The sequence below is a fragment of the Arthrobacter sp. CJ23 genome (genome assembly GCF_024741795.1).
Lineage (GTDB): Bacteria > Actinomycetota > Actinomycetes > Actinomycetales > Micrococcaceae > Arthrobacter.
The window spans coordinates 1,388,382-1,412,510 of the sequence record NZ_CP102950.1 but is presented as its reverse complement, the minus strand read 5'-3'; the positions used below and the strand labels follow the sequence as shown (position 1 = coordinate 1,412,510).

The 24,129-nt window shown below is 67.2% G+C and carries 18 protein-coding genes; 15 read left to right on the top strand and 3 right to left on the bottom strand.

Annotated elements, in window-relative coordinates; genetic code table 11:
- Positions 1 to 4 precede the first annotated feature (4 nt).
- Complete coding sequence (locus tag NVV90_RS06280) at positions 5 to 1,384, bottom strand: NAD(P)-binding protein (protein ID WP_258440332.1); 1,380 nt, start codon at positions 1,382 to 1,384, stop codon at positions 5 to 7.
- A gap of 389 nt (positions 1,385 to 1,773) precedes the next feature.
- Between NVV90_RS06280 and NVV90_RS06275 the strand changes: the two genes are divergently transcribed.
- The 11 genes from NVV90_RS06275 to NVV90_RS06225 all read left to right on the top strand — a co-directional run bounded on the left by NVV90_RS06275 (position 1,774) and on the right by NVV90_RS06225 (position 12,294).
- Complete coding sequence (locus NVV90_RS06275) at positions 1,774 to 2,472, top strand: TetR/AcrR family transcriptional regulator (RefSeq protein WP_396125352.1); 699 nt, start codon at positions 1,774 to 1,776, stop codon at positions 2,470 to 2,472.
- Position 2,473: 1 nt separating this feature from the next.
- Positions 2,474 to 5,023 carry an MMPL family transporter gene (locus NVV90_RS06270; RefSeq protein WP_258440331.1) on the top strand — a complete coding sequence of 850 codons (2,550 nt, stop codon included), beginning with the start codon at positions 2,474 to 2,476 and terminating at the stop codon, positions 5,021 to 5,023.
- A gap of 209 nt (positions 5,024 to 5,232) precedes the next feature.
- Entirely contained in the window at positions 5,233 to 5,490 is a 258-nt protein-coding gene (locus NVV90_RS06265) for a hypothetical protein (RefSeq protein ID WP_258440330.1), read from the top strand.
- A gap of 65 nt (positions 5,491 to 5,555) precedes the next feature.
- Positions 5,556 to 6,008 carry a hypothetical protein gene (locus tag NVV90_RS06260; protein ID WP_258440329.1) on the top strand — a complete coding sequence of 151 codons (453 nt, stop codon included), beginning with the start codon at positions 5,556 to 5,558 and terminating at the stop codon, positions 6,006 to 6,008.
- 3 nt (positions 6,009 to 6,011) lie between these two features.
- Entirely contained in the window at positions 6,012 to 6,698 is a 687-nt protein-coding gene (locus NVV90_RS06255) for a nucleoside triphosphate pyrophosphatase (protein WP_258440328.1), read from the top strand.
- A 350-nt stretch (positions 6,699 to 7,048) separates the two neighbouring features.
- A complete protein-coding gene (locus tag NVV90_RS20960; RefSeq protein ID WP_309304098.1) occupies positions 7,049 to 8,224 on the top strand; it encodes a hypothetical protein in 1,176 nt (391 codons plus the stop codon).
- Between the two features lie 3 nt (positions 8,225 to 8,227).
- A complete protein-coding gene (locus NVV90_RS06245) occupies positions 8,228 to 8,653 on the top strand; it encodes a hypothetical protein (RefSeq protein ID WP_258440327.1) in 426 nt (141 codons plus the stop codon).
- Positions 8,646 to 9,152, top strand: coding sequence for a phage tail protein (locus NVV90_RS06240; RefSeq protein ID WP_258440326.1), 507 nt, complete (start codon positions 8,646 to 8,648; stop codon positions 9,150 to 9,152). Before NVV90_RS06245 ends, NVV90_RS06240 begins: the two co-directional genes overlap by 8 nt.
- Positions 9,153 to 9,280: 128 nt before the next feature.
- Positions 9,281 to 9,634 (top strand): N-acetyltransferase, encoded by a 354-nt coding sequence (locus NVV90_RS06235; RefSeq protein ID WP_258440325.1) that lies wholly within the window; start codon positions 9,281 to 9,283, stop codon positions 9,632 to 9,634.
- Between the two features lie 102 nt (positions 9,635 to 9,736).
- Complete coding sequence (locus tag NVV90_RS06230) at positions 9,737 to 11,548, top strand: biotin carboxylase N-terminal domain-containing protein (protein WP_258440324.1); 1,812 nt, start codon at positions 9,737 to 9,739, stop codon at positions 11,546 to 11,548.
- A gap of 140 nt (positions 11,549 to 11,688) precedes the next feature.
- The gene (locus NVV90_RS06225) at positions 11,689 to 12,294 is read left to right on the top strand and encodes a bifunctional 2-polyprenyl-6-hydroxyphenol methylase/3-demethylubiquinol 3-O-methyltransferase UbiG (protein WP_258440323.1); all 606 of its coding nucleotides are present in this window, start codon (positions 11,689 to 11,691) and stop codon (positions 12,292 to 12,294) included.
- A 58-nt stretch (positions 12,295 to 12,352) separates the two neighbouring features.
- On the opposite strand, the gene NVV90_RS06220 is transcribed toward NVV90_RS06225, so the two are convergent.
- Positions 12,353 to 13,765: an MFS transporter gene (locus tag NVV90_RS06220; RefSeq protein ID WP_258440322.1), complete on the bottom strand. Its 1,413-nt coding sequence runs from the start codon at positions 13,763 to 13,765 to the stop codon at positions 12,353 to 12,355.
- Between the two features lie 293 nt (positions 13,766 to 14,058).
- Between NVV90_RS06220 and NVV90_RS06215 the strand changes: the two genes are divergently transcribed.
- The 4 genes from NVV90_RS06215 (at position 14,059) to NVV90_RS06200 (ending at position 22,585) form a co-directional block, all read left to right on the top strand.
- A complete protein-coding gene (locus NVV90_RS06215; RefSeq protein WP_258440321.1) occupies positions 14,059 to 15,471 on the top strand; it encodes an MFS transporter in 1,413 nt (470 codons plus the stop codon).
- Positions 15,472 to 17,682, top strand: a complete 2,211-nt coding sequence (locus NVV90_RS06210) for a molybdopterin oxidoreductase family protein (protein ID WP_258440320.1) — start codon at positions 15,472 to 15,474, stop codon at positions 17,680 to 17,682. It abuts the gene before it with no gap.
- Positions 17,679 to 19,247: an FAD-dependent oxidoreductase gene (locus tag NVV90_RS06205; protein WP_258440319.1), complete on the top strand. Its 1,569-nt coding sequence runs from the start codon at positions 17,679 to 17,681 to the stop codon at positions 19,245 to 19,247. Before NVV90_RS06210 ends, NVV90_RS06205 begins: the two co-directional genes overlap by 4 nt.
- Before the next feature lie 227 nt (positions 19,248 to 19,474).
- Entirely contained in the window at positions 19,475 to 22,585 is a 3,111-nt protein-coding gene (locus NVV90_RS06200) for a discoidin domain-containing protein (protein ID WP_258440318.1), read from the top strand.
- A gap of 24 nt (positions 22,586 to 22,609) precedes the next feature.
- Here NVV90_RS06200 and NVV90_RS06195 read toward each other — a convergent pair whose 3' ends face one another.
- Positions 22,610 to 24,019, bottom strand: a complete 1,410-nt coding sequence (locus tag NVV90_RS06195; RefSeq protein ID WP_258440317.1) for an NAD(P)H-quinone dehydrogenase — start codon at positions 24,017 to 24,019, stop codon at positions 22,610 to 22,612.
- Positions 24,020 to 24,129: the final 110 nt, after the last annotated feature.

Sequence of the window (24,129 nt, the reverse complement as noted above, 5' to 3'; positions counted from 1 at the left end):
CCCATCAGGCAAGCTGTGGCAGTCGCGCGATCGCGTCGGCAACGTGGTTCGTGAAGCGCCCGGCGGCCGCTTTGGCCGCAACGTCTCCCGTCCTTTCCGCCAGGCCGCACAGCAGGTTCAGCCGACTTTGTTCGATCCAGTGGCGGATATCGGCTTCGCCCTGCCAAAGTCGCTCGGTGACCCAGGTTCGGGTGAACATCGAGGCCATGTCGCGGGGCGTGTTGGCGTAGGGGTTCGGCGGAGCCAGGCGGTTCTTCTCCGCAGCGTCGTCTCGATGGGCCTCGATGAAGCCGAGGAGCGCCGCGTTGAACGTCGGCGAGTTGTGCCGTAACTGCTGAAGCCGGATGGTGTTGTCGACGAAGATCGGCACCGGCGGGGATGCGGACAGCCCGCGCGCCGAGCAGTCGACGACCAGCGTGTGCCGGGCGGCGGTCACGCCGCCTGCCGTCAGCCGCAGGCGGTCCACGCCGACGGCCTCAACATGTCCAAGGCGGATCACGTTGCCGATCTGCTGCAGCGCCGTCAGCTCCGGCCTGCTCAGCATGGTGCCCCGGTACATCGTGGGCTCGACACTGGGGTCGAGTCGCATAAGCCTGCCGACATCCTCCAGCCGGTGGCACATGTCGACGACGTCTCGCGCGTGGGCGCCCGCCTCGGCGTCGTCGGCCAGGCCGTTCAGGATCGACGCGACCTGTTCGAGAGGCTGCATACCCGCTCGATTGGTGAACCACATTTCTCGCGGCCTTACCCAGCGGATCCGGTCGGGGTCGGTCCCGGCGTCGAGCAGCCACAGGCATGCATCAGCCGCGGTCTTGCCGGCGCCGATGACGATGAACTCGCGATAGTCACCGGCGCGCTCGGGCAGCATTCCGACCGGCGCGAAAGCAGCGTCCGGATCGACGGTATACGACGGCGTGTGAGTGGCCGGTACGGATGCCTCTTGGTATCGGGCGTCCACGATGCGGCGGCGTACAACGACCTCCTCGACTTCGCCGGTCTCCAGGTGGCGGATACGGGCGATGCCGTCGTGGTGGTCTAGGAACCCGGTCCGGCCGAGGAATTGCGCTCGTCCGGATGACTGCAGCTGACGGGCCAGCACGGTCTCGAAGTATGCGCAGACCTCGGCACCGGTGGCCTGCTCGTAGAAGCCCGCGTTGCGGCCAGACTCGATGATTCGGTTTCGGCCGAGCCGCAACGAGTTGACGCCGTAGTAAGCCGACGGCGTGTGGAGCAGCACAAAGGAATAGGCATCGCGCCAGTGGCCGCCGACCTCCGCCCGCCGATCGACAAGCAGGACCTCGGCGTCTGATTCGTGGAGCAGAGCGTCCGCGAATGCGAGACCGCTCGCACCCGCCCCAATAACGAGATAATCGGTGATGCTCATCGTGGCTCTCCAGAGAGATACTGCATCAATGGTCCCATGGTATTGCAGACTTCAAGGGGTCGATCACCCGCTCCGCGTCTGCTTCCCCGTCACAGCCTTTCCATAGTGGGCTGCGACCTTTCGATGCCCCTTGAGGTCCTTCAATATCGGAGACAAGCAGGCTGATTGGCTCGCCGTCGGTACGGCGCTGAACATCTTCGAAAGTGAGTTGTTGTGAGCGCCCAATCGCGGAGGCGGTGGCCATGCCGTGCACCCCTGTGTCGGTCAAGAACATACAAAGCCCCCAACCCAGCCTTAGTCACCTTAAAGAACCGCTTCCGTAAGTAGCCGGAACGGAAGCAGAGGAGATCAACTTGCGCAGAGTGCAAAATTGCACTTAGTGTAAGTATGTGAATCCTCCAAGCAGCCTCGACGTCCTTGACGGCAGCGACCCCGCTGCCCCGTCACGCCGCGAACTCAACAAAGCGGCCACGCGGCGCGCCATCTCCATGGCCGCGCTGGGCCTGCTCCGCGAAAAGGGCGTTGGCCAGTTCACGGTGGAGGACATCGCGGCCGCCGCCGGCATTTCCCGCCGCACCTTCTTCAACTACTACTCGAGCTTCGAAGCCGCCATGGCCTCCGTCGCCGATGGCTTCCTGGACCGCGCCCTCGAACAGTTCCGGCTGCGACCCGCCAGCGAGCCCGTCCTGGAGTCGGCACAGGCCGCACTCATGGCCCTGGCCGATCCCGCGACCATCGCCCCCATGGCCGAGTTCTTCAGTCTCACGCAGGAAAACGCCTCCCTGGCCCGCTCCGAGCTGGAGGCCTGGGACCACTGCACCAGCCAGATCATCGACGCCGCGCGTGAGCGGTTCGGCCCCCATGCCAACGAGCTCTACCTCCGGGCGCTGGCCGGTTCCGTGATCTCCTGCGGCAAGGCGGCCATGACCGTCTGGTTCGAGGAAAGCGGTTCCGACCTCTCCGCCGCTTCCTTGACACGGCTCCGCCAATACCTCATTGACGCCATGGGCCTGCTCGGCTCAGGCTTCGCGGCGCAGGACGCGCCCGCCGCCCGACCTTCCACGTCCTCCACCACAGAACGGTTCTGACATGGCACTTCTCCTGTACCGGCTCGGCACATTCTCCTACCGGCACCGCTGGCTGGTGATCTCCCTGTGGCTTGCTGTCCTCCTGGGCGTTGGCGGCGCGGCCGCGGCCTTCCACGGCACCATGTCCAACAACTTCCAGATCCCCGGCACCGAGACCCAGCAGATGCTGGACAAGCTCAAAAAGGAGCTGCCGGAGTCGTCAGGCGGCTCCGCCGGCATCGTCTTCGAGGCCGGCGAGGCAGGCTTTACTCCGGCAGGAAAGGCCGCCGTCGGGGCCGCCCTGAAGGAACTCCGAACGCTGCCCGACGTCCAGGGCACGGTAGACCCCTTTGAAACGCAGGCACAGCTGGACGCGGCCCCGGCGGAAATCTCCGCAGCAGAGGCCAAGCTCGCAGCAGGCCAGGCCGAACTGGAGGCCGCGCGCACGCAGCTTGCCGGCGGCCAGGCCCAGCTGGCGGCCGCGGAGCAGCAGATGGCTGCGGCCGGACTGCCGGCAGAGGCCATCCAGGCGCAGCTGGCGCCCCAGCGCGCGCAGCTCGCGGAAGGCCAGGCAAAGCTCGACGCCGGAGCCAAGGAAGCGGCGGACGGCGCCGCCGCCCTGGCGCTCGGCAAGCGGCAGCTCACCGCATCCGAAGGCATGCGCTTCGTCTCCGCCGACGGCAAGGCCGCCATCGCCCAGGTCCAGTTCAAGACCTCCATCAACGGCCTGACCCCGGCCGTGCGCCAGCAGGTCCAGGACATCGTGCACGGCGTCTCCTCCGAAGGCGTCACGGCGCTGGCCAGCAAGGAAATCACCGAGGACGTCTCGCAGTTGTTCGGCGTCTCGGAAATCGTCGGCATCGCCGTCGCGGCCCTGGCCCTTATCGTCATGCTGGGAACACTCATTGCCGCCGGACTGCCGCTGCTAATGGCCCTCATCGGCGTCGCCGTGGGCGTCGGCGGGACCTTCGCCCTGACGGGCGTGGTGGACATGAGCTCCATCTCGCCCATGCTGGCCCTCATGCTGGGCCTGGCCGTCGGGATCGACTACTCACTCTTCATCGTCAACCGCCACCGAGGGCAGCTGCTCGCCGGCATGGACCCCGAGGAATCGGCGGCCCTCGCCACCGGCACCTCAGGCAACGCCGTGCTCTTCGCCGGCCTCACCGTGGTCATCGCGCTCGCCGCGCTCGTGGTGCCCGGACTCCCGTTCCTGGCCGTCATGGGCCTGTCCGCCGCCGCAACGGTGGCAGTCGCCGTCGTCGTGTCCTTGACCTTGACCCCCGCCGTCCTCTCACTTATCGGCCGCAGGCTGATCTCCAAGCGGGCCTGGGCCAAGGCTGAACGCCACAACGCCGAACCCGGCCATGCGGCCGCGGACCTGGAACGCGACGAGAAGCGCAGCAGCGGTGGCTGGGGCGGGCTGGTGACTCGCCACCCGTGGACCGCACTGCTGGCCGGCGTCGTTTTGCTGGGCGTCCTGGCGCTTCCGGCGGCGCAGCTGCGGCTCGCCCTGCCCGACGGCGGCTCCGAACCGGTCGATTCGCAGGCCTTCAAGGCCTACGACCTCACCCGCCGGAGCTTCGGCGAGGGCATGACAGGCCCCATCGTAGTGGTGGGCGAGTTCCCCGCCGGCCTCAGTGAAGACGAGGCCAGGAACAAGCAGTTCGACGTCGCGGACGAGCTCCGCAGCGTGGACAACGTCATTGCCGCCATTCCACTCGCCCTCAGCGATGACCGCCGCACGGCCGTGTTCCAGGTCATCCCCAAGGAAGGCCCCGCCAGCGCCAGCACCGTCCAGGTTGTCTCCGAGCTCCGCGCCAAGGGAGCGGAGATCCGTGGCACCACGGGCGCCACGATCGGGCTCACGGGCCAGACCGCCGGCAACATCGACGTCTCAGCCAAGCTGGGCGCCGCGCTGCCCCCTTACCTGGCGATCGTCGTCGGGCTGTCACTGATCCTGCTCCTGCTGGTGTTCCGCTCCATCGTGGTGCCGCTGCTCGCCACGGGCGGCTTCTTGCTCTCGCTCGCCGCGGCGTTCGGTGCCGTGGTGGCCGTGTATCAGTGGGGCTGGCTGGGCGCCGTGTTCGACGTCGCCAACCCGGGCGCCGTGCTGAGCTTCCTGCCGATCATCCTGATCGGCGTCCTGTTCGGCCTGGCCATGGACTACCAGGTCTTCATCACCTCCGGCATGCGCGAATCGTTCATGCACGGTGAAAGCGCCAAGCACGCCGTCCGGAGCGGCTTCAGCCACGCTGCCGCCGTGGTGACGGCCGCCGCGATCATCATGGTCAGCGTGTTCGCGGGCTTCATCTTCAGCCACCTGACCATGGTCCGCCCGCTCGGCTTCGCCATGGCGTTCGGCGTGCTGGTGGATGCCTTCGTAGTGCGCATGACCATCGTCCCGGCTGTGATGTACCTGCTGGGCGAGAAGGCCTGGTGGCTGCCGCGCTGGCTGGACCGGACCCTGCCCGACGTCGATGTGGAGGGTGCGAGCCTGAGCCGGACGGGAACCAAGACCCCCGAGAAGGAGCTAGTGTCCCAGGGCGGGAACAGCACCCGAGGCAATTGATAGCTAACTATCTCTTTTCCTTCGGGCGTGTCGCTTTACCAAATCGTGACATAAGGTGAGATCCACCACACGCCAACCGCCCTGTCCGTCGGAGCGCAGCGAGCCTGCTGCTTCGTCGCAGGGCGCCGGATCCGTTCAGATCCGGGGGCTCAGGGATCTGGCAGAGCCGGTTGCGTGGCCTGGGAGCGATGAGGATACGAGGGACACAGATGACTCTTGCAGACGCCGGACGCCGGCCTTCCGACCATGACCGCATGCCCGAGGGACAGCCCAAGGCGCCGGCCTGCGGGCGCTGCGGCCCCGGCACCTCACTGAGTTTCCTTGACTACATTCCGGAGGTCTACGCCACGGACGGAAGCGGGCTCCTGCCGCCGTCAGCCAGCTACACCTGCGTCAGGTGCGGGGAAACCGGCAGTCACCGGGTCCCCACCGGCTGGGCACCGCCCGGGTGGCACTGGTACTCCTGAGCGACAGTTCGGCACTCACCGCGCCATTGAACGCGCAATTCACTCGATGAAGAGGAATATGGCGAATGACGACTATCTCCGCAACCCCTGCCGCTGACAACGCCGATCGTTCGCGGGGCCGGCCTTGGTGCTCCGGCTGCCGAAGCGACGCCCATCTCATGGTGGACGGCATCGCGCCGGTCAGGCCATTGAGCCACGAGGCGGTGGACCTGTCCTACACGTGCTTGGAGTGCGACTCCTTCTACGCCCACCCTGTCGCGGTCGACCTGGCCGCAGCGATCATGGACCACCGGGGCATCGTTTCCGGAGTCCTCCACTTCGACGGGGACTACTTCCATTGCGGGGAGCCGATGAAAATGTCGGCCCCCGAACTGCCGGCAGTCTATGCCGCCACCCGGCTCCAGGACCCACCGGGAAACCTCGGCCCCTCGAAGGTCCTCCGTTGCCGCTGCGGGTTCCGGCTCGAGCTCCCGCCGGAAGGGAATCCGGAGCCCAGGCAGCGCGCATACTATTCTTGAGCGGTGACCCGATTGATCCTGGCCTCCCAGTCCCCCGCCCGCACCAAGCTCCTCACGGAGGCAGGCATCCACCACGAAGTCCTGGTGTCCGATGTGGACGAGGACGCAGTCCAGGCGCGGTACGGCGTTACTGACCCGCACGACACCGCGCTGCTGCTGGCCCGGGCCAAGGCGGAGGCGGTCGCCGCCCTGCCGGAGGCCGAGGGCGCCCTGGTGATCGGTTGCGATTCCGTCTTCGAGTTCGACGGCGAATCCCACGGCAAGCCCTACACGGCTGAGGTGGCCCGGGAACGGATGCTGCGCATGAGCGGCTCCAAGGGCACCCTCCACACGGGTCACTGGCTTGTGGACTGCCGCGACACGGAAGCCGACTTTGACGAGACGGACGACGCCGAAGAAACGGCCGAGGGAACCGGCGCCACACTGGGGGCGGTCTCCAGCGCAGACGTCCATTTCGCCGAGATGAGCGAAGGCGACATCGATGCCTACATCGCCACGGGCGAACCGCTGCACTGCGCCGGCTCGTTCACGATCGACGGCCTGGGCGGGGCCTTCATCCGCAAGGTGGACGGCGACCCGCACGCCGTCGTCGGGCTCTCCATCTCCACCCTCCGCGAACTGCTCAGCCATGCGAACGTCAGCATCACGGAGCTGTGGGCCGCAAACGGTTCCGCAGCGGCCGCCGGGTAACGCCGGGGCAAACTATCGTTTAACCTTGTTCCTCCGGCGCCTCGCGGCTAACGTTCATCCTGGACTGGACTTGGAGGAATTGCAGCATGGCAGCCAGTCACCTGCCGGTATTGGGGGCAGAATTCCTCACTACAAATATGGTCTCTAGGGGGTCCAGGGTGAGTCCTGCTTTTTTGGCATCCAAGTCCCGGGAAAGGCGCTCTGCGCTGTCCCGGAAGGTCCGGCTTTCCAGCGCAGCATTGGTGCTGCTCATTGTCGCTACAGGATGCACCACTTCCAACGGCAGCGCTGACTCCGGTACGTTCAGTGCCTGCCTCAACACCCAGCAGGGAACCATTAGTTCAGTTTCGTTGGGAACTGACAAGAAGAACTGCGACAACGGCACCATTGCGGTCTCATGGGGCAAGGATGCCAATGTCTCGGCGGCCGGCGGGGCGGGTCCTTCCGGCGCTGCCGGAGCCCAAGGTCCGGCAGGTCCGGCAGGCCCAAAGGGCGACCCGGGTGAAAACGGCGCCGACGGCGACACCGGCGCCACGGGCTCGGACGGTGCCGCCGGGACTGACGGGAACCAAGGAGCGGCTGGCGCGGCCGGCGCTACTGGAGCAACAGGCGCCACGGGGGCGACCGGCGCCACGGGGGCAACCGGCGCCACAGGCGACACGGGTGCGACAGGCGCAACAGGCGCCACGGGAGCCAAGGGCGACACCGGCGCAACGGGTGCAACCGGCGCCACCGGCGCAACAGGCGCCACCGGAGCCAAGGGCGACACCGGCGCGACGGGCGCAACGGGCGCCACCGGCGACACGGGCGCCACCGGAGCCAAGGGCGACACCGGCGCCAAGGGCGACACCGGCGCGACGGGCAGCAATGGGCTGCCGGGAACCGACGGAAACAGCATTCTCAGTGGAGCGGGCGCGCCGATATCCTCCGTTGGCAAGGACGGCGACTTCTATCTCAACCTTTCTGACTACAGGATCTATGGCCCCAAGTCGGCGGGGGCCTGGCCTGGTACCGGACAATCGTTGATTGGTCCGGCGGGCCCGATTGGGCCCGAAGGACCTGCCGGTGCCCAAGGCGCCACGGGCGCAACCGGGGCCCAAGGTGCCGCCGGGTCAACCGGTGCAACCGGTGCCCAGGGCGCCCCGGGCGCTGACGGGCCGCCGCCGGTCTTCACCGGATCGGTGCGGTTCATCGATCCTGTCGACACCATCGGCTACCTTCCGCTCTCGGGGAGCTCGGGAGTCGCACCGGCTGAAGCGGATGCCGCCATCACCATGCCCAGGTCCGGGACGCTCAAGGGCCTGACGTCGAACGTCAGCACCGGCCCGGCGGTAACCGTCACGGTAGTCGTGGCGGGAACCGACACAGCACTGACGTGTTCGGTTGCAGCAGCGGCCACGACGTGCAGCAATGCCGCAGCGACTGCTGCAGTTGCTGCGGGGCAAAGTGTGAGCATCAAGGTGACGCACGCCAACGGCGCTGCGGTCAAGAACCTTCGTTTCTCACTCGGCTTCAACGCAGGCTGATCGATGAAGGGCAACTACAAACTCAGCCGCAGGACGCTGCTGACGGGCGGCACGGCCGCGGTGGTCTTCGCTGCCGCGTATCCGCTGGTGACCCAGGCTTCCGAACCGGACGTCTTCGCGATGTCCAACTGGACGCCGCTGGTGGGCCAAGAGCTGCAGGCCGGTCCCGCCGTCGTCGTGCTGGAGAATGTGACGGATCTTCGGCAGGACGCACGACTTGGCGAGCTCGAGGATTCAGCCGAGCGGTACAGGCTGGCTTTTGGACTGGTTCGAGGCCAGCTTCCCACTGAGTCCCTGGAGATCAGCCACCCTCGCAGCGGTGCCGTGCAACTCTTCATCACCCACAGCGGCGCGAAAGCCACCGCTGTCATCGACAGGCGGGGCGCCAATCTCACGCCCCCAGTAGCAAAGGACCAGACCCATGAGTGAACCGTTCATCGGAGAAATCCGGCTTGTTGGATTCAACTTCGAGCCGCGCGGCTGGGCGTACTGCAATGGCCAACTCCTGTCGATCTCACAGAACACGGCGCTCTTTTCCCTGCTCGGTACTATGTACGGCGGGAACGGGCAATCCACTTTTGCCCTCCCCGACTTGCGGGGCCGTGCGGCGTTGCATTCCGGTCAGGGTCCCGGGCTGTCCAGTTATGTGCAAGGCGAGACCTTGGGACAGGAAACCACTCAGCTGTTGGCCTCAAACCTGCCGCCGCACACCCATGGCGGAGCATTCGCTTCCACGGCTGAAACAACGGACCGTCCCGCAGCGGGAATGGCACCTGCTCCGGGCGGCTCATACGGCCCCCCGGACTCGGGCGTGAGCCTGGCGCCGACGCAGGCTGCCGGTTCAGGGCTACCGTTCGAGAACATCCAACCTTCCCTGGTGCTCAACTACGTGATTGCTCTGGAAGGCATCTTCCCATCGCGGAACTAGGCGGTGCCGCCCCGGCGCTGGGCAAGCTTCGCTTCCGTTCGCCCGAGGGAAGCGATGCCGCCTTCCTGCTCCGCCTCTTCATTTCCGCGGCGCCGGGGCGCGAGTTCCTCCCTCCGGCGCTGCAGCAGATGCAGCAGCGAACGCAGGACCAGCAATGGTCGGGCCTGTGGGGCGGATACGGAAACGCCATTGTGGAGTTCGACGGCGTTCCGGCCGGCAGGATGTGGACTGCCTGGAGCACGCGCGAGGTACGGCTGGTGGATTTCGCCTTGTTGCCGGAATTCCGCGGCGCCGGCCTGGGCGGGCGGCTCCTCGACAATCTCTGCGAGGCTGCGGGCACTGCTTGGCTGGACGTCCGCCTGACGGTTGCACGCGGGAATCCCGCAGCTCTGGCCCTCTACCAACGGAAGGGTTTCGAGGTGGAGAAGGCAGGGGAGGTATTTCTTTCCTTGCTTCTGCGGCCCGCACACCCCTCTTTGTAGCAACCCTACAAAGCATCGCCCCTTCACACACGGAATCCCCCATCAATATGGGCGGAACCCTCAAAACCGCGCTAGTCTCCTTGGAGGACAGAAGGAGTCAACTTGTCAGCTAACCCGGCGCAGCCCATTTCCAGCCCTCTCACCAAGGTCTTGATTGCCAACCGCGGCGAAATCGCGGTCCGCATCATCCGTGCAGCCCGGGACGAAGGCATCGCCTCCGTAGCCGTCTACGCCGACCCCGACCGCGATGCCCTGCACGTCCGCCTGGCGGACGAGGCCTACGCCCTGGGCGGCAACACCGCTGCGGAATCCTACCTGGTCATGGACAAGCTGATCGAGGTGGCCAAGCAGTCCGGCGCCGACGCCATCCACCCCGGCTACGGCTTCCTGGCCGAGAACGCCGAGTTCGCCGCCAAGGTGATCAACGCCGGCATCACCTGGATCGGCCCGTCCCCCGCCGCGATCTCCGCGCTGGGCGACAAGGTCCAGGCCCGCCACATCGCCGAAAAGGTCGGCGCCCCGCTGGTCCCCGGCACCGCCGACCCCGTGGAATCCGCCGACGAGATCCTGGCCTTCGCCCAGGAATTCGGCCTCCCCGTGGCCATCAAGGCTGCCTACGGCGGCGGCGGACGCGGCATCAAGGTGGCCCGCACGCTGGAGGAAATCCCCGAACTCTTCGAATCGGCCGTCCGCGAGGCCATCGCCGCCTTCGGCCGCGGCGAGTGCTTCATCGAGCGCTTCCTGGATGCGCCCCGCCACGTCGAGACCCAGTGCCTCGCCGATGCCTACGGCAACGTGGTGGTGGTCTCCACCCGCGACTGCTCGCTGCAGCGCCGCAACCAGAAGCTGGTCGAAGAAGCCCCGGCTCCTTACCTAAGCGAAGAACAGAACAAGCGCCTCTACGAATCGTCCAAGGCGATCCTGAAGGAAGCCAACTACCTGGGCGCCGGCACCTGCGAGTTCCTGGTGGGCCAGGACGGCACCATCTCCTTCCTCGAGGTCAATACCCGCCTCCAGGTGGAGCACTGCGTTTCCGAGGAAGTCACGGGCATCGACCTCGTCCGCGAGCAGTTCCGCATCGCCCGCGGCGAAGCGCTCGGCTACGACGACCCCGAAGTCCGCGGCCACTCCTTCGAATTCCGCATCACCGGCGAAGACCCGGGCCGCAACTTCATGCCGGCACCGGGCACCGTCAGCACCCTGAAGAACCCCACGGGTCCCGGCGTCCGCGTCGACTCGGGCATTGAGCAGGGCGATGTCATCAGCGGCAACTTCGACTCGATGCTGTCCAAGCTGATTGTCACCGGTTCCACCCGGGCCCAGGCACTGCAGCGTTCACGCCGCGCCCTCGAGGAGATGGTGGTGGAAGGCATCCCCACTGTCATCCCCTTCGATCTCGCGATCGTCACCGACCCCGCGTTCGCCCCTGCCGAGGGTCCGTTCAGCGTGCACACCCGCTGGATCGAAACCGAGTTCGTGAACAACATTCCGGCCTGGTCCGCGGACGGCGCCAACACTGAAACGCACGACGCCGGTGAGCGCCAGCGCATTGTGGTCGAGGTCGGCGGCAAGCGCCTTGAGGTTGTCCTTCCCGCGACGCTCGGCTCCGTGGCTGCGGTTGCGGGCGGCGGCACGGCCAAGAGCGGCAAGTCCAAGAAGCGCTCCCGTTCGGCCGGCGCCACCGCGGCGGCTGCCGGCGGAAACGCCCTCACCTCGCCCATGCAGGGCACCATTGTCAAGGTCGCGGCGTCCGACGGCGATGTTGTGGCCGAAGGTGACCTGATCGTGGTCCTCGAAGCCATGAAGATGGAACAGCCCCTGACGGCCCACCGGGCCGGCACGGTCCACGGCCTCACCGCGAAGGCCGGCGAGACGGTGGCAGCAGGCGCGGTCATCGCCACGATCGAGGACTGACCACTCAGCGAGGAAAGGTCCCGCCCGGATCGGCCACCACGGCCGTCCAGGCGGGACCTTTCGCGTTCCCCAGGCACGGCCCGGAAGGCACGGCCCGGAAGGCGGTGGCCGGCGAGGCCGCAGCACGCCACACTGAAGGCATGAAGCTCATGTACAACCTTTGGTACAGATTTGGCACACCGCCATGGGTGGGCGGCGCGCGCAGGGAACTCGTCCGGCTGGTGGAGCAGGGCAGCCTGCTGCCTGGGCGCGCCTTGGACCTGGGCTGCGGCGAGGGCGACAACGCCATTTTTCTGGCCCTCCACGGCTTCGAGGTCACGGCTGTGGACTTCGCGCCTGCCGCCATCCGGAAGGCGGAGGCCAAGGCATCCGTGGCCGGGGCGGACGTCACGTTCTTGGTGGATGACCTGAGCCGTCTTCAGCACGTGGACGGCCAGTTCGACGTCCTGGTGGACTACGGTACCTTTGATGACCTGACAGCCGCGCAGCGCGCCGCCTACTGCACCCAGGTGGTTCCCCTGGCCAGGCCTGGTGCGAAGTTCCTCATGTGGAACTTCGAGTGGGAGACCAGCTTGTGGGAAAGGCTGGCGGCACGGCTGATTCCCTTCGGAAACCTCACGCTTGCACCCGGCTACGTCGAAGCCACTTTTTCGGGGGCTTTCGACGTGCAGCGGATTGCGGGCGAAACCGGGCTCACGGGCTGGCCCAAGGGATGGGCGGCCTACCTCATGACCAAAAGGGCCTGAACAGCAGAATGCCCGGCAAGTCCATGACTCGCCGGGCATTCTGGTGTTCAGGAAGGAATCAGGCCACGTTGTTCTCGTAGTCCATGTCCTTGGTTTCGCGGGTCATCCAGAGAGCCACGAACGTTGCCACGGCGGCGAGGGCCATGTAGAGGCCGATCAGCCAGGTGCTGCCCGAGCCGGCCTGCCACAGGGCGATGGCGACGAAGGAGGCCGGGGCCGCGCCGATCACCGAGGACAGGTTGTAGGCCACCGCGGAGCCCGTGTAGCGGACGTTGGCAGGGAAGAGTTCAGGCAGGATGGAAGCCATCGGGCCGAAGGTCAGGCCCATGAGTGTGAAGCCAATGATCAGGCCCACCATGGCGGCAGCCTGGCCGGGACCGAACATGGTGAACCACACTCCGCCGAAGACGAAGATGCCGGCTGTGACGCCCAGCAGGAACTTGCGGCGGCCCCACTTCTCGGCCAGGGGCCCGGAGACCAGCGTGAAGATGCCGAAGAAGACGACGCCGATGATCAGCATCCAAAGGAAGTCGCCGCGGCTGATGCCCAGGCCCGGGACGAAGGCCGCGATCTGTTCGGCCGGCATGGGCTTGCCGGCCTTCTCGGCCGCGGCCTTGGCGGTTTCGACGGAGGCCGGGGCCGTCCCGTAGCTCAGGGTGAAGGACGTCATGATGTAGAACAGCACGTACGTGGCGAACATGATGAACGTGCCGGCGACGACGGGCCGCCAGTGGCTCTTCATGGTGGCCGCCAGCGGCAGCTTCTGGACCTTGTCCTGTTCGACGACCTTGGTGAACGAGGCGCTCTCCACAAGCTTCAGGCGGACGTACAGGCCCACCAGCACCAGGACGGCGCTGAGGATGAACGGAACGCGCCAGCCCCAGTCCAGGAACTGCTGCGGGGTCAAGGCCACATTCATCCAGATGAAGATCAGGTTGGCGACGATGAAGCCGATCGGCGCACCCAGCTGCGGGAACGTGCCGAAAATGGCCCGCTTGCCCTCCGGAGCGTTCTCCGTGGCCAGCAGGGCAGCGCCGGACCATTCGCCGCCGAGGGCCAGGCCCTGGCAGAAGCGCAGGACGACGAGCAGGAGCGGGGCCAGGACTGCCCAGCCCGGCATCGACGCCGTCGGCAGGAGTCCGATGAGGAACGTGGCGATGCCCATGGTCAGCAGCGAGGCCACCAGGGTGCCCTTCCGGCCGAACTTGTCACCAAAGTGGCCGAACACGATCGCGCCCACGGGGCGGGCGACGAAGGCGACGCCGAAGATCGCAAATGCGCTCAGCAGCGCGTTGATGTCGGTGGCGTTGGGGAAGAAGAGTTTCGGGAAGACCAGGACCGACGCGGTGGCATACGCATAGAAGTCGTAGAACTCGATCGTCGTGCCGATCAGGCTGGCGAAGATCACCCGTCCCCGCGAGTTCGCCGGTTTGGCGGTCCCGCTTTCCTTGGATGTCGCTATGGAAGACATGTAATGGTTGCTTTCGTTCGCACCGGCCGCTGCCCCGTGGAGCCTGTCCGGCGAAGGATTATTCGAGAGTTCAATAATAGTTCCCACAGTCCATTGACCGGACAACTAAGTCCACCATGCGGACGCCCCGTGGAATCTCATCCTCTGGTCATGGGGAAAGTCCTCACCTTCGCCTCACGCGTTCGTGATGCCCCAGATAGGCAAATGTCACAGCACGTTTACAAACGGCGCCGGTCCGTGAAATGCGCCGTACCTACCTTAGAAGGACAACGTCCCCACCAAGGAGGCACTCCGTGACTGTTGACCGCACTGCAGATGAACTGGCCCCCCTCCAGTCCACTGCCACCGCCACCCCCGTCCTTGAACACCGCCCTGGCCGCTGGATTGCCAACTGGGATGCCGAAGACAAGGGCCAGTGGGAAGCCGAAGGCCGGTCCATCGCCAAGCGCAATCTGTACTGGTCGATCTTCGCCGAATTCCTCGGCTTCGTCGTATGGCAGCTCTGGTCGATCGTGGTCGTCCAGCTCCCCGCTGCCGGCTTCAAGTTCGACACCAACCAGATCTTCTGGCTCATCTCCATTCCCAGCCTGGTCGGCGCAACGCTCCGCATCCCCTACACGTTCATGATCCCGAAGTTCGGTGGCCGCAACTGGACCATCGTCTCCGCCTTGCTCCTGCTGATTCCGTCCGTGGGCCTCGCGATGTGTGTGTCCAACCCCGGCACTCCGTTCGGCGTCATGCTGCTCGTGGCGGGCCTGGCCGGCTTCGGTGGCGGCAACTTTGCCAGCTCCATGGCCAACATCACCTTCTTCTACCCGGCCCGCGAAAAGGGCTGGGCGCTGGGCCTGAACGCTGCCGGCGGCAACCTCGGTGCCGCCGTCGCACAGCTTGTTGTTCCGATCGCCGTGACGCTCCTGGCTGCCGGCACCGTCAACCTGCCCATGGCCGGCCTCATCTGGATCCCGTTGATCCTCGTGGCCTCCTTCGGCGCCTGGAAGTACATGAACAACCTCACCAGCGCCAAGGGTGACGTGGCCGGATCCGTGGCGGCCCTCAAGGAACCGCACCTATGGATCATGGCGTTCCTCTACATCGGAACGTTCGGCTCCTTCATCGGTTTCGCCGGTGTCTTCCCCAAGCTCATCAAGGACTACTTCCCGGACTTCTCCTCCATCCACGTCGGCGCGGTAGCCCTGTCGCTCGCCTTCCTGGGCCCTCTGGTCGGCTCGCTGGCCCGTCCCTACGGCGGACGCATGGCGGACCGCATGGGCGGCGCCCGCATGACCATCGTCTCGTTCGCCTCCATGGCCGTTATCACGCTGACCATGATCGCGACCCTGCCGTTGAAGAACTTCTGGCTCTTCCTGGTCCTGTTCCTCTTCCTCTTCGTGGCCAGCGGATTCGGAAACGGCGCCACTTACCGCATGATCCCGGTGATCTTCGCGACCTCCAGCCGCGCTGCCCGCTCCGGAGCCGACAGCGCCGTCACCGGACGGCTGGCTTCCTCCTCCCTCGGCCTGATCTCCGCGATCGGCGCCTACGGCGGATTCGTCATCCCCCAGGTGCTCAACGCCTCCAACTCGAGCACCGGTTCGTACACCCCGGCGTTCTACGGATTCGTCGGAACCTACGTCCTGATGCTCATCGTCTGCTGGGCCTGCTACATCCGCCCCGCCCAGAAGCGCAACACGATCGGACACATCTAGATGCCCAACGGCGCCGATACCCACTGCCCGTACTGCGCGCTCCAATGCGCCATGACGCTGACCCCGGCCGCCCAGCCGGGGTCGGCGCCCGCGCCCACCGCAGCACCGGCAAGCCTTGCTGCAGCCGCAGCGCCCCTGGAAGTTTCGGGGCGCGAGTTCCCCACCAACAGGGGCGGGCTGTGCCGCAAGGGCTGGACGTCGGCGTCGTTGTTGCGCCACAACGGCCGGGTCACCGAGCCGATGCTCAAGGGTTCCGACGGCGTCCACCAGCCCATCAGCTGGGACCAGGCCCTATTGCTTATCACCGCGGCCGTGAAGGACACGCAGAAGCAGTACGGCCCGGACGCCGTCGGGGTCTTCGGCGGCGGCGGCCTCACCAACGAGAAGGCCTACCTGCTGGGCAAGTTCGCCCGCCTGGCGCTGCGGACCTCACGCATCGACTATAACGGCCGTTTCTGCATGTCCTCCGCGGCAGCCGCCGGAAACCGCGCGTTCGGCGTGGACCGCGGGCTGCCCTTCCCCGTGACGGATCTCGACTCCGCGTCGGTCATCCTCATGCTCGGCTCCAACGTTGCCGAAACCATGCCCCCGTTCGTCCAGCACCTGCAGGGCGCCCGCGACGCCGGCGGGCTGATTGTGGTGGACCCCCGCCGTTCCGCGACGGCCGCGTTCACGGCCGACGGCGGCGGCTTCCACCTGCAGCCCACCCCCGGCACCGACCTCGCCCTGCTGCTCGGCATCTCCCACGTGGTAGTCCACGAGGGCCTCGCCGACACCGAATTCCTTAAGGCCCGCACCTCCGGCTACGACGCCCTGGTCCGCAGCCTCAACGCCTTCTGGCCCGAGCGCGTCCAGTCAATCACCGGCGTCCCCGCCACCCTGATCCGCGAAACCGCCCGCCGGCTCGCCCACGGCGCCCGCACCGGCGGCAGCTACATCCTCAGCGGCCGCGGCGTGGAGCAACACGTGGACGGTACGGACACCGCCACCGCCGCCATCAACCTCAGCCTGCTGCTTGGCCTGCCCGGCTCGGCCCGCAGCGGCTACGGCACCCTCACCGGCCAGGGCAACGGCCAGGGCGGCCGCGAGCACGGCCAGAAGGCCGACCAGCTCCCCGGCTACCGCAAGATCACCGACCCCGCCGCCCGCGCCCACATGGCCAAAGTGTGGGGCGTCGACGAGTCCCTCATCCCCGGCCCGGGACTGCCGGCCGTGCAGCTGCTCCAGTCCCTGGGACAGCCCGACGGCGTCCGCTGCCTTTTCGTGCACGGCGCCAATGTGGCGGTCTCCGCGCCCGACACCAACGCCGTCATCGATGGGCTCCGCAGCCTCGACTTCCTGGTGGTGTGCGACTTCTTCATGTCCGAGACCGCCGTCGAGGCCGATCTGGTCCTGCCTGTGACGCAGTGGGCCGAGGAGGAAGGCACGCTGACCAACCTCGAAGGCCGCGTGCTCCGCCGTCGGAAGGCCCTGACGCCGCCGCCCGGGGTCCGCAGCGAACTCTGGCTCATGGCCCGCCTCGCTGAACTCCTGGACGCGCCGTCCACCTTCAGCGACGACCCCGAAACGGTCTTCGAGGAACTGCGGCTGGCCTCCGCCGGCGGCCTGGCAGACTACTCGGGCATCGACTATGCCATGCTGGACCGCGGCGAGGCCGCCTACTGGCCCTACCCCGCCGGCAGCCAGGGCACGCCCCGCCTCTTCGCGGACGGTTTCGCCCACGCCGATGGCCGGGCCGTGCTGGTGCCCGTGACCCCGTCCAAGCGTGCCCGCCGGCACTTCGCCGACGCATCCGAGCCGGAATCGTTGGCCCTGGCCACGGGCCGGCTCCTGGAGCACTACCAGTCCGGCTCCCAGACCCGCCGCGTGGCCGAACTTGCCGCCAGCCAGCCCGAGGCCAGGCTCCTGATCCACCCCGCCACCGCCGCCGCCCGGAACATCGCCGACGGCGAGTTCGTGGCCGTCAGTAACGAGCGCGGCGAGGTCACCTGCCGGGCAGAGCTGAGCAACGCGGTCCGCACGGACACCGTCTTCCTGCCCTTCCACTTCCCGGGCCAGGAAAACGCCAACCGCCTCACCGAGGCGGCCACCGATCCCATTTCCGGCATGCCGGAGTTCAAAACCAGCCGGGTCTGGGTCCGGCAGGCAGCACTGCCGGCTTCTGTACCGGCCGGCGCGGGGCTGCCGCTGCACGTCAAGGAGGCATCATGAGCGAGCGTATTGTCGTTGTCGGATTCGGTCCCGTCGCGGCCCGGCTGGTGGAGGAGCTGCTCCCCGCCGTGCGCAGCGGGCTGGCGCAGCTGCTCGTGGTCGGGCAGGAGGCCGAGGCCGCCTACAACCGCGTCATGGTGGCCGAGCTCGGCGTCGGGCGGACCACGCCGGAGGCCCTCGCCATGGCCGACGCCGCCGATCTGGCGTCCGACGGCGTCGAGGTCCGCCTGGGCGTCACGGTCCGGCGCATCGACCGCGCCCGGCAACAGCTTGTCCTCTCCGACGGCACCACGCCCGGCTACGACCGACTCGTCTTCGCCACTGGCTCCCGGCCGGTCATCCCCAACCTCACGGGCCTCAACCCGGATCCCTCCGGCCCGGTCCTTCCTGCGGGCGTGACCGCGCTCCGGGACCTCCGCGATGCCGCCGTGCTCCGCGAGGCCGTGGCCGGACGCAAGCGCGTGGTGATCCTGGGCGGCGGTGTCCTGGGGCTGGAAACCGCGCTGGCGGCCGCCGAGGAAGGCGCCCAGACCACCGTGGTCCACAACGGCCCCTTCCCGCTCGGCCGCAACATCGACCGCGGCGGCGGCTCGGTCCTCACCGCCAGCCTGCGTGCCGGCGGCGTCCGCATGGCCGGCAACGCCCGGTCCACAGGCGTGGAGACGGCGGGCCCCGGCGGCAGCTTTTCAGCACTGCTCCTCGAGGACGGTTCAGCGATCGACGGCGATCTGCTGGTCCTCTCCTGCGGCGTGCGCCCCCGGATCGAGCTGGCCGAAGGCTGCGGGCTGCCCACAGGCTCCGGGATCCTGGTGGACCACCATCTGCGGACGTACCACGAGCCGCACATGTTCGCGATCGGCGACTGCGCCGAGGTGCGCTGCCCCGACGCCACGTGCCTTGATTGCCGCGGGGCCACCGGCCCCTCAGGACTGGTGGGACCGGGCTGGCGGCAGGCCGAATGGCTCGCCGAATACCTGGTCCTGCTGGCCAGTGACGGGCAGGAAGCGGCGGATGCCCTGGCCCCACTGCCCAAGGAACAGCCCGGTGTCGTGGTCTTGAAGGCCCGCGGCATCAACCTCGCCGTGGCCGGCGACAACCTGGCCGATCCATGGGACGAAGAACTGCTGGAGGCCGGCTCGGCCAACGGACGGCCGCGCCGCCAGATCTCCCAGTGGGCCGATCCCGAGCACGGACGCTACGTCAAGATGACCACGCGCGGCGGCGTCCTCGAAGGGCTGGTCTCGGTGGGCATGCCCCGTACGGCCGCCGAACTGGTGGTGCTGTTCGAACGCGCCGCCGAACTGCCCGCGGACCGCTCGCTGCTGCTCCGGCTCGACGGTCCCGACCAGCTGGACGCCGGAGGCGGCAACAACAACGACCCCGAGCGCACGGTGTGCCGCTGCGCCGGCGTCAGCGGGGCCAGGATCGAGGAGGCCGTCCTGGACGGCTGCAGCTCCGTCCCGGACGTCTCCAAGGCCACACGCGCCGGCACCGGCTGCGGTGGCTGCCACGAGGACATCAAGGGGATCATCGAAAAACATTTCCAAGCGGCCGCGGCCGCCTGAGACTGCCGGTGATTGGGCCTGTTGAACACGGGACGTTGATCGACGGGAAGCTCGTGGAGGAAGACAAGTACCAAGCACTGTCCAGCGAGTAGCCTGCGGAGCGAAAACAGGTACTGATTGCTCTGGCCGGTGTCCTGTGGGGTCTGTAAGCTTCGATCCATCAAGTCTGCGCTGGGAAGACAGGCCTGTGCGGTCCGGTGTTGCCGGCCGCTTGAGGAGAAGCGACTATGTCTGTTGCGAGCCGTTTTCGGTCCACTGTCTCCAGGATGATCAGCTTCGATGAGCTGTCCACAAACAGGCCGGTGACGGCAGCCGCACTCCCCCTTCGTGCGGAGAGGGTGCCGGGCGTCCGGACGTGGCGCCGCAGCAAGCGGGCGCTGGCGGGGCTGGTCACTTCAGCGCTGACGGCTTCCCTGCTGCTCGCATTATTCGTGTACGTGGCGGTGGCACCGCGCCACTCCCCGAGCGCGAGCGGATCACATGTCCTGGGATCACATGTTCACATCCAGGAGCTTCCGGCCGCCGCAGCGGAGGCTGCTCCACCTCCGTTGCTCCGGACAGGATGGACGGCTTCGGCCAGCGACGAAGAGATCTCCGGCAGGAATGGCCAGGCCGCCAACGTACTCGACGGGAACGACGCTACGTTCTGGCACAGCGCGGCGACCGCGCCTGCCGTCCCATTGCCGCACACCATCACGATCGACACCAAGATGACGCGAAGCATCTCGGGGTTCCGCTACCTACCCCGTTCCGACGTCCCGAACGGGCGCGTCGGAAGCTTCGAGATCATGGTGAGCACCGACGGCACTACGTGGAGCGCACCGGTGGCCCGCGGCACCTGGGCGGACAACAGTGCCGAGAAAAATGTGACGTTCACGGAAGTATCAGCGCGCTATGTGCGGCTGCAAACCCTCACCGAAGCCGGCAACCGCGGACCCTGGAGCAGCGCCGCGGAAATCAATCTGCTCGGCACAGGCGGAGGCACCCTGGCGGAGGCGCAGCTGGCGAGCTGGTCAACGCCCCGGCAAGTGGCGAGTGGGTCGCTGGGATCCTGGGGTCCCACGATCAACTTCCCGCTTGTCCCGGTGGCGGCGGCGCTGCTGCCTGGCAACCGGCTACTGACCTGGGCCGCCTACTCCCCCACCACGTTTGGTGGCAGCAAGGGCGTCACCCAGACGTCCATCCTGGACCTCACCACCGGCTCGGTGAGCCAGGCCCAGGTGTTCAACACGGGTCACGACATGTTCTGCCCCGGGACCTCGCTGCTATCGGACGGGCAGATCATGATCACGGGCGGCGCCAACAGCGCGAAAACCACCCTGTACAACCCTGGGACGAACATCTGGACCTCGGGGCCGGACATGCAGATCGCCAGGGGCTACCAGTCCAACGTGACCACGTCCACCGGTGAGGTGTTCACCATCGGCGGGTCATGGTCGGGCGGTGTCGGCGACAAGCATGGCGAGGTGTGGTCCGCCGCCGGCGGCTGGCGAACGCTGCCGGATGTGCTGGTCGACAGCATCCTGACCAATGATCCCCAAGGCGAATACCGTGCCGACAATCATGCCTGGTTGTTTGCCGCACCCAACGGCCGGGTGTTCCACGCCGGGCCGAGCCGCCAGATGAACTGGATCTCCACCACAGGCAATGGCAGCATCACCTCGGCCGGTCTGCGGTCCGATAGCCCGGACGCGATGAACGGCGACGCCGTGATGTACGACATCGGAAAGATCCTCACCATGGGCGGGGCGGCCGCCTACTCGAGCGGCCCCGCCACGGCAGGCGCGTACACGATCGACATCAATGACGGAGCCACCGTGGCCCGGACCTCAGACATGGCCGTCAGCCGGTCGTTCGCGAACGGGGTCGCGCTACCCGATGGCCAGGTGCTGGTGGTCGGCGGCCAGGCCATCCCTGCACCGTTCACCGACAACAATGCCAGGATGGCTCCGGAACTCTGGAACCCGGCCACCGGACAGTGGACCCTGCTGGCCCCGATGGCAATTCCCCGGACGTACCACAGCGTCGCCGTGCTGCTCCCGGATGCCAGGGTATTCGTCGGCGGTGGCGGGCTGTGCCCGGGCGACTGCACGACCAACCATCTCGACGGAGAGATTTTCACGCCGCCCTACCTGCTGAACGCAGACGGCAGCCCGCGAACCAGGCCCGAGATTGTGACCGCACCGACCACCGCAGCGGCCGGCAGCACGATTGCGGTAACCACCGGTGCGCCGGTCACCGACTTCTCCCTGATGCGGATGAGTACAGTAACCCACACGGTCAACACCGATCAGCGGCGGATCCCGCTGACCGCGACATCGGTGTCGGGCAACACTGCGACTCTGACGCTACCGGCGGACCACGGCGTGCTGGTACCGGGCACTTACCTGCTCTTTGCAGTGGACGGCAACGGGGTGCCCAGCGTAGCCTCGACGATCACCGTCGATCCGCCCCCGGCGGTCGCGGCGTTCACCGCCACCCCCACCACAGGCGCGGCCCCGCTGCCGGTGAGCTTCACCGACACGTCCACCGGCGCGAGCTCCTGGTCCTGGACCTTCGGGGACGGCGGCACCTCCACGGAACAAAACCCGAGCCACAGCTACACAGCACCCGGCAGCTACACCGCCCAACTGACCGCCACCAACGGCGGCGGCTCCACCACGGCCAGCACCACGATCACTGTCAGCCAAGCCCCGCCAACCGGAATAGCCGCCGTCGGCTCAACCACCACGCATTCGACGGCGGCCACCACCACGCCGTCCGTCAACGCGCCGGCCGGTACCGCGGCCGGCGACGTGCTGGTCGCAGCGATCACCGCCGACCTGAATCCCACGATGGCCACCATCCCGAGCGGCTGGACCCCCATCGTCAACGCCCTCGGCATCAACAGCGCATCAACCTCCGGCGCACGCGCGTTCGCCTACTACCACGTCGTAGGCCCGGCCGACCCGGCAAGCTACACCTGGACCCTGAGCAGGGCCGTGAAATGGGGCGCCGGCGTCACCGCCTACCGGGGCGTCAACAACACCACCCCCCTGGACAGCACCGTCACCACCGCCGTCAACATCAGCTACTCGGCCACCAGCATCACCGCCCCCAGCATCACCACAGCCAGCAACGGCGCGATGCTGATCGGCGGCATCGGCTTTGACGCCGCGACGCCCGGTGCTTTCCCGCCCGGCGGATGGACCGAACGCTGGCAAGCAGCAGCCGGCCAAATCGCCGAGCAGGCCGACAAGACACAGCCGGCCGCCGGCGCCAGCGGCACCGCCACCTGGACCTTCAGCACCCCCAAAGCCGTCGCAGTCTGGATGACCGCCCTCAAACCCGCCAGCTGAGCCGGGCGTTGGGTGCCCGTGGAGTTACATGTGCACGTGCAGGCGGCGTGCGGCTTCCGAGATGGATCCCGTGAGCGACGGGTAGACCGTGAAGGTACTCGCGACGTCGTCCACGTGCAGTTTCTGCGTGACCGCCACGGAGATCGGGAAGATCAGTTCCGAGGCGTTCGGGCCGACCACGACGCCGCCGATCACGGTGCCGGAACCCTTGCGCGCGATGATCTTGACGAAGCCGTCCTTGGTGTTGCGCATCTTGGCGCGGGCGTTGCTCAGCAGCGACAGCATCACCACGTCGCCCTGGTACTTGCCGGATTCGAGGTCGTGCTCGGAGACGCCCACGGAGGCGATTTCCGGCGAGGTGAAGATGTTGGATGCCACCTGGTTGAGCTTGAGCGGCTTCACGGCGTCGCCCAGGAAGTGCGCGATGGCGATGCGGCCCTGCATGGCCGCCACGGAAGCCAAGGCGAAGACGCCGGTGCAGTCGCCGGCGGCGTAGATGTTGGAGGCCGTGGTGCGGGATACGCCGTCCACCTTGATGTGGCCGGATTCGGTCACGGCCACGCCGGCTTCCTCAAGTCCAAGCCCCGCCGTGTTGGGGATGGAGCCCACGCACACCAGGCAGTGCGATCCGGTGACTACGGAACCGTCGCCCAGGGTGACCTTCACGCCGTCGTCGGTGCGCTCCACGGCCTCGGCACGGGAGCGGGACAGCACGCGGACGCCGCGGCGCGCAAAAACGCCTTCCAGCACCTTGGCGGCATCCGTGTCCTCGCCCGGGAGCACCTGGTCGCGGCTGGAAATCAGGGTGACTTTTGAACCCAGGCCGTTGTAGGCGGAGGCGAACTCGGCGCCGGTGACGCCGGACCCCACCACGATCAGTTCCTCGGGCAGTTCCTCGAGGTTGTAGATCTGGGCCCAGTTGAGGATGCGATCGCCGTCGGGCTTCGCCGTGGGCAGTTCGCGCGGGTGCGCGCCGACGGCCAGGAGGATGGCGTCCGCCTCGACAGTCTTGGTCCCCTCGGAGGTGAGGACCTCGATGGTGTTGTTGTCCACCAGCTTGCCGGAGCCGATCATGATCTCGACGCCCAGGTGCTCCAGACCGACGCGGATATCGTCCGACTGCTCGCGGGCCAGGTCCAGGACACGATCGTTGATGTGGCCCAGATCGGCGCGCGGCTTGAACACGCCGCCGTCGACGTCGAACTTGACTCCCAGCTCGTCCGCCTCGCCCACGCGGGTCATGAGGTCTGCGGTGGCGATCAGGGTCTTGGACGGGACGACGTCGGTGAGAACGGCGGAGCCGCCGAGGCCTGCGCGTTCGATGATGGTCACGCGGGCACCGAGGGAGGCGGCCACCATGGCGGCTTCGTATCCTCCGGGACCACCGCCCAGGATTGCGATTCGAGGGGAGCTGAAGTCAAGTTGGGTGGTCACAAAGGTCAATTCTTGCGTATCGATCCCATTGCTGCCACTCAGCTGTACCTCAGGAGCAGGGCCTCTGTGGCGGGCATCCCGGCCGCTGCCCGATCACTACCCAATCCGCC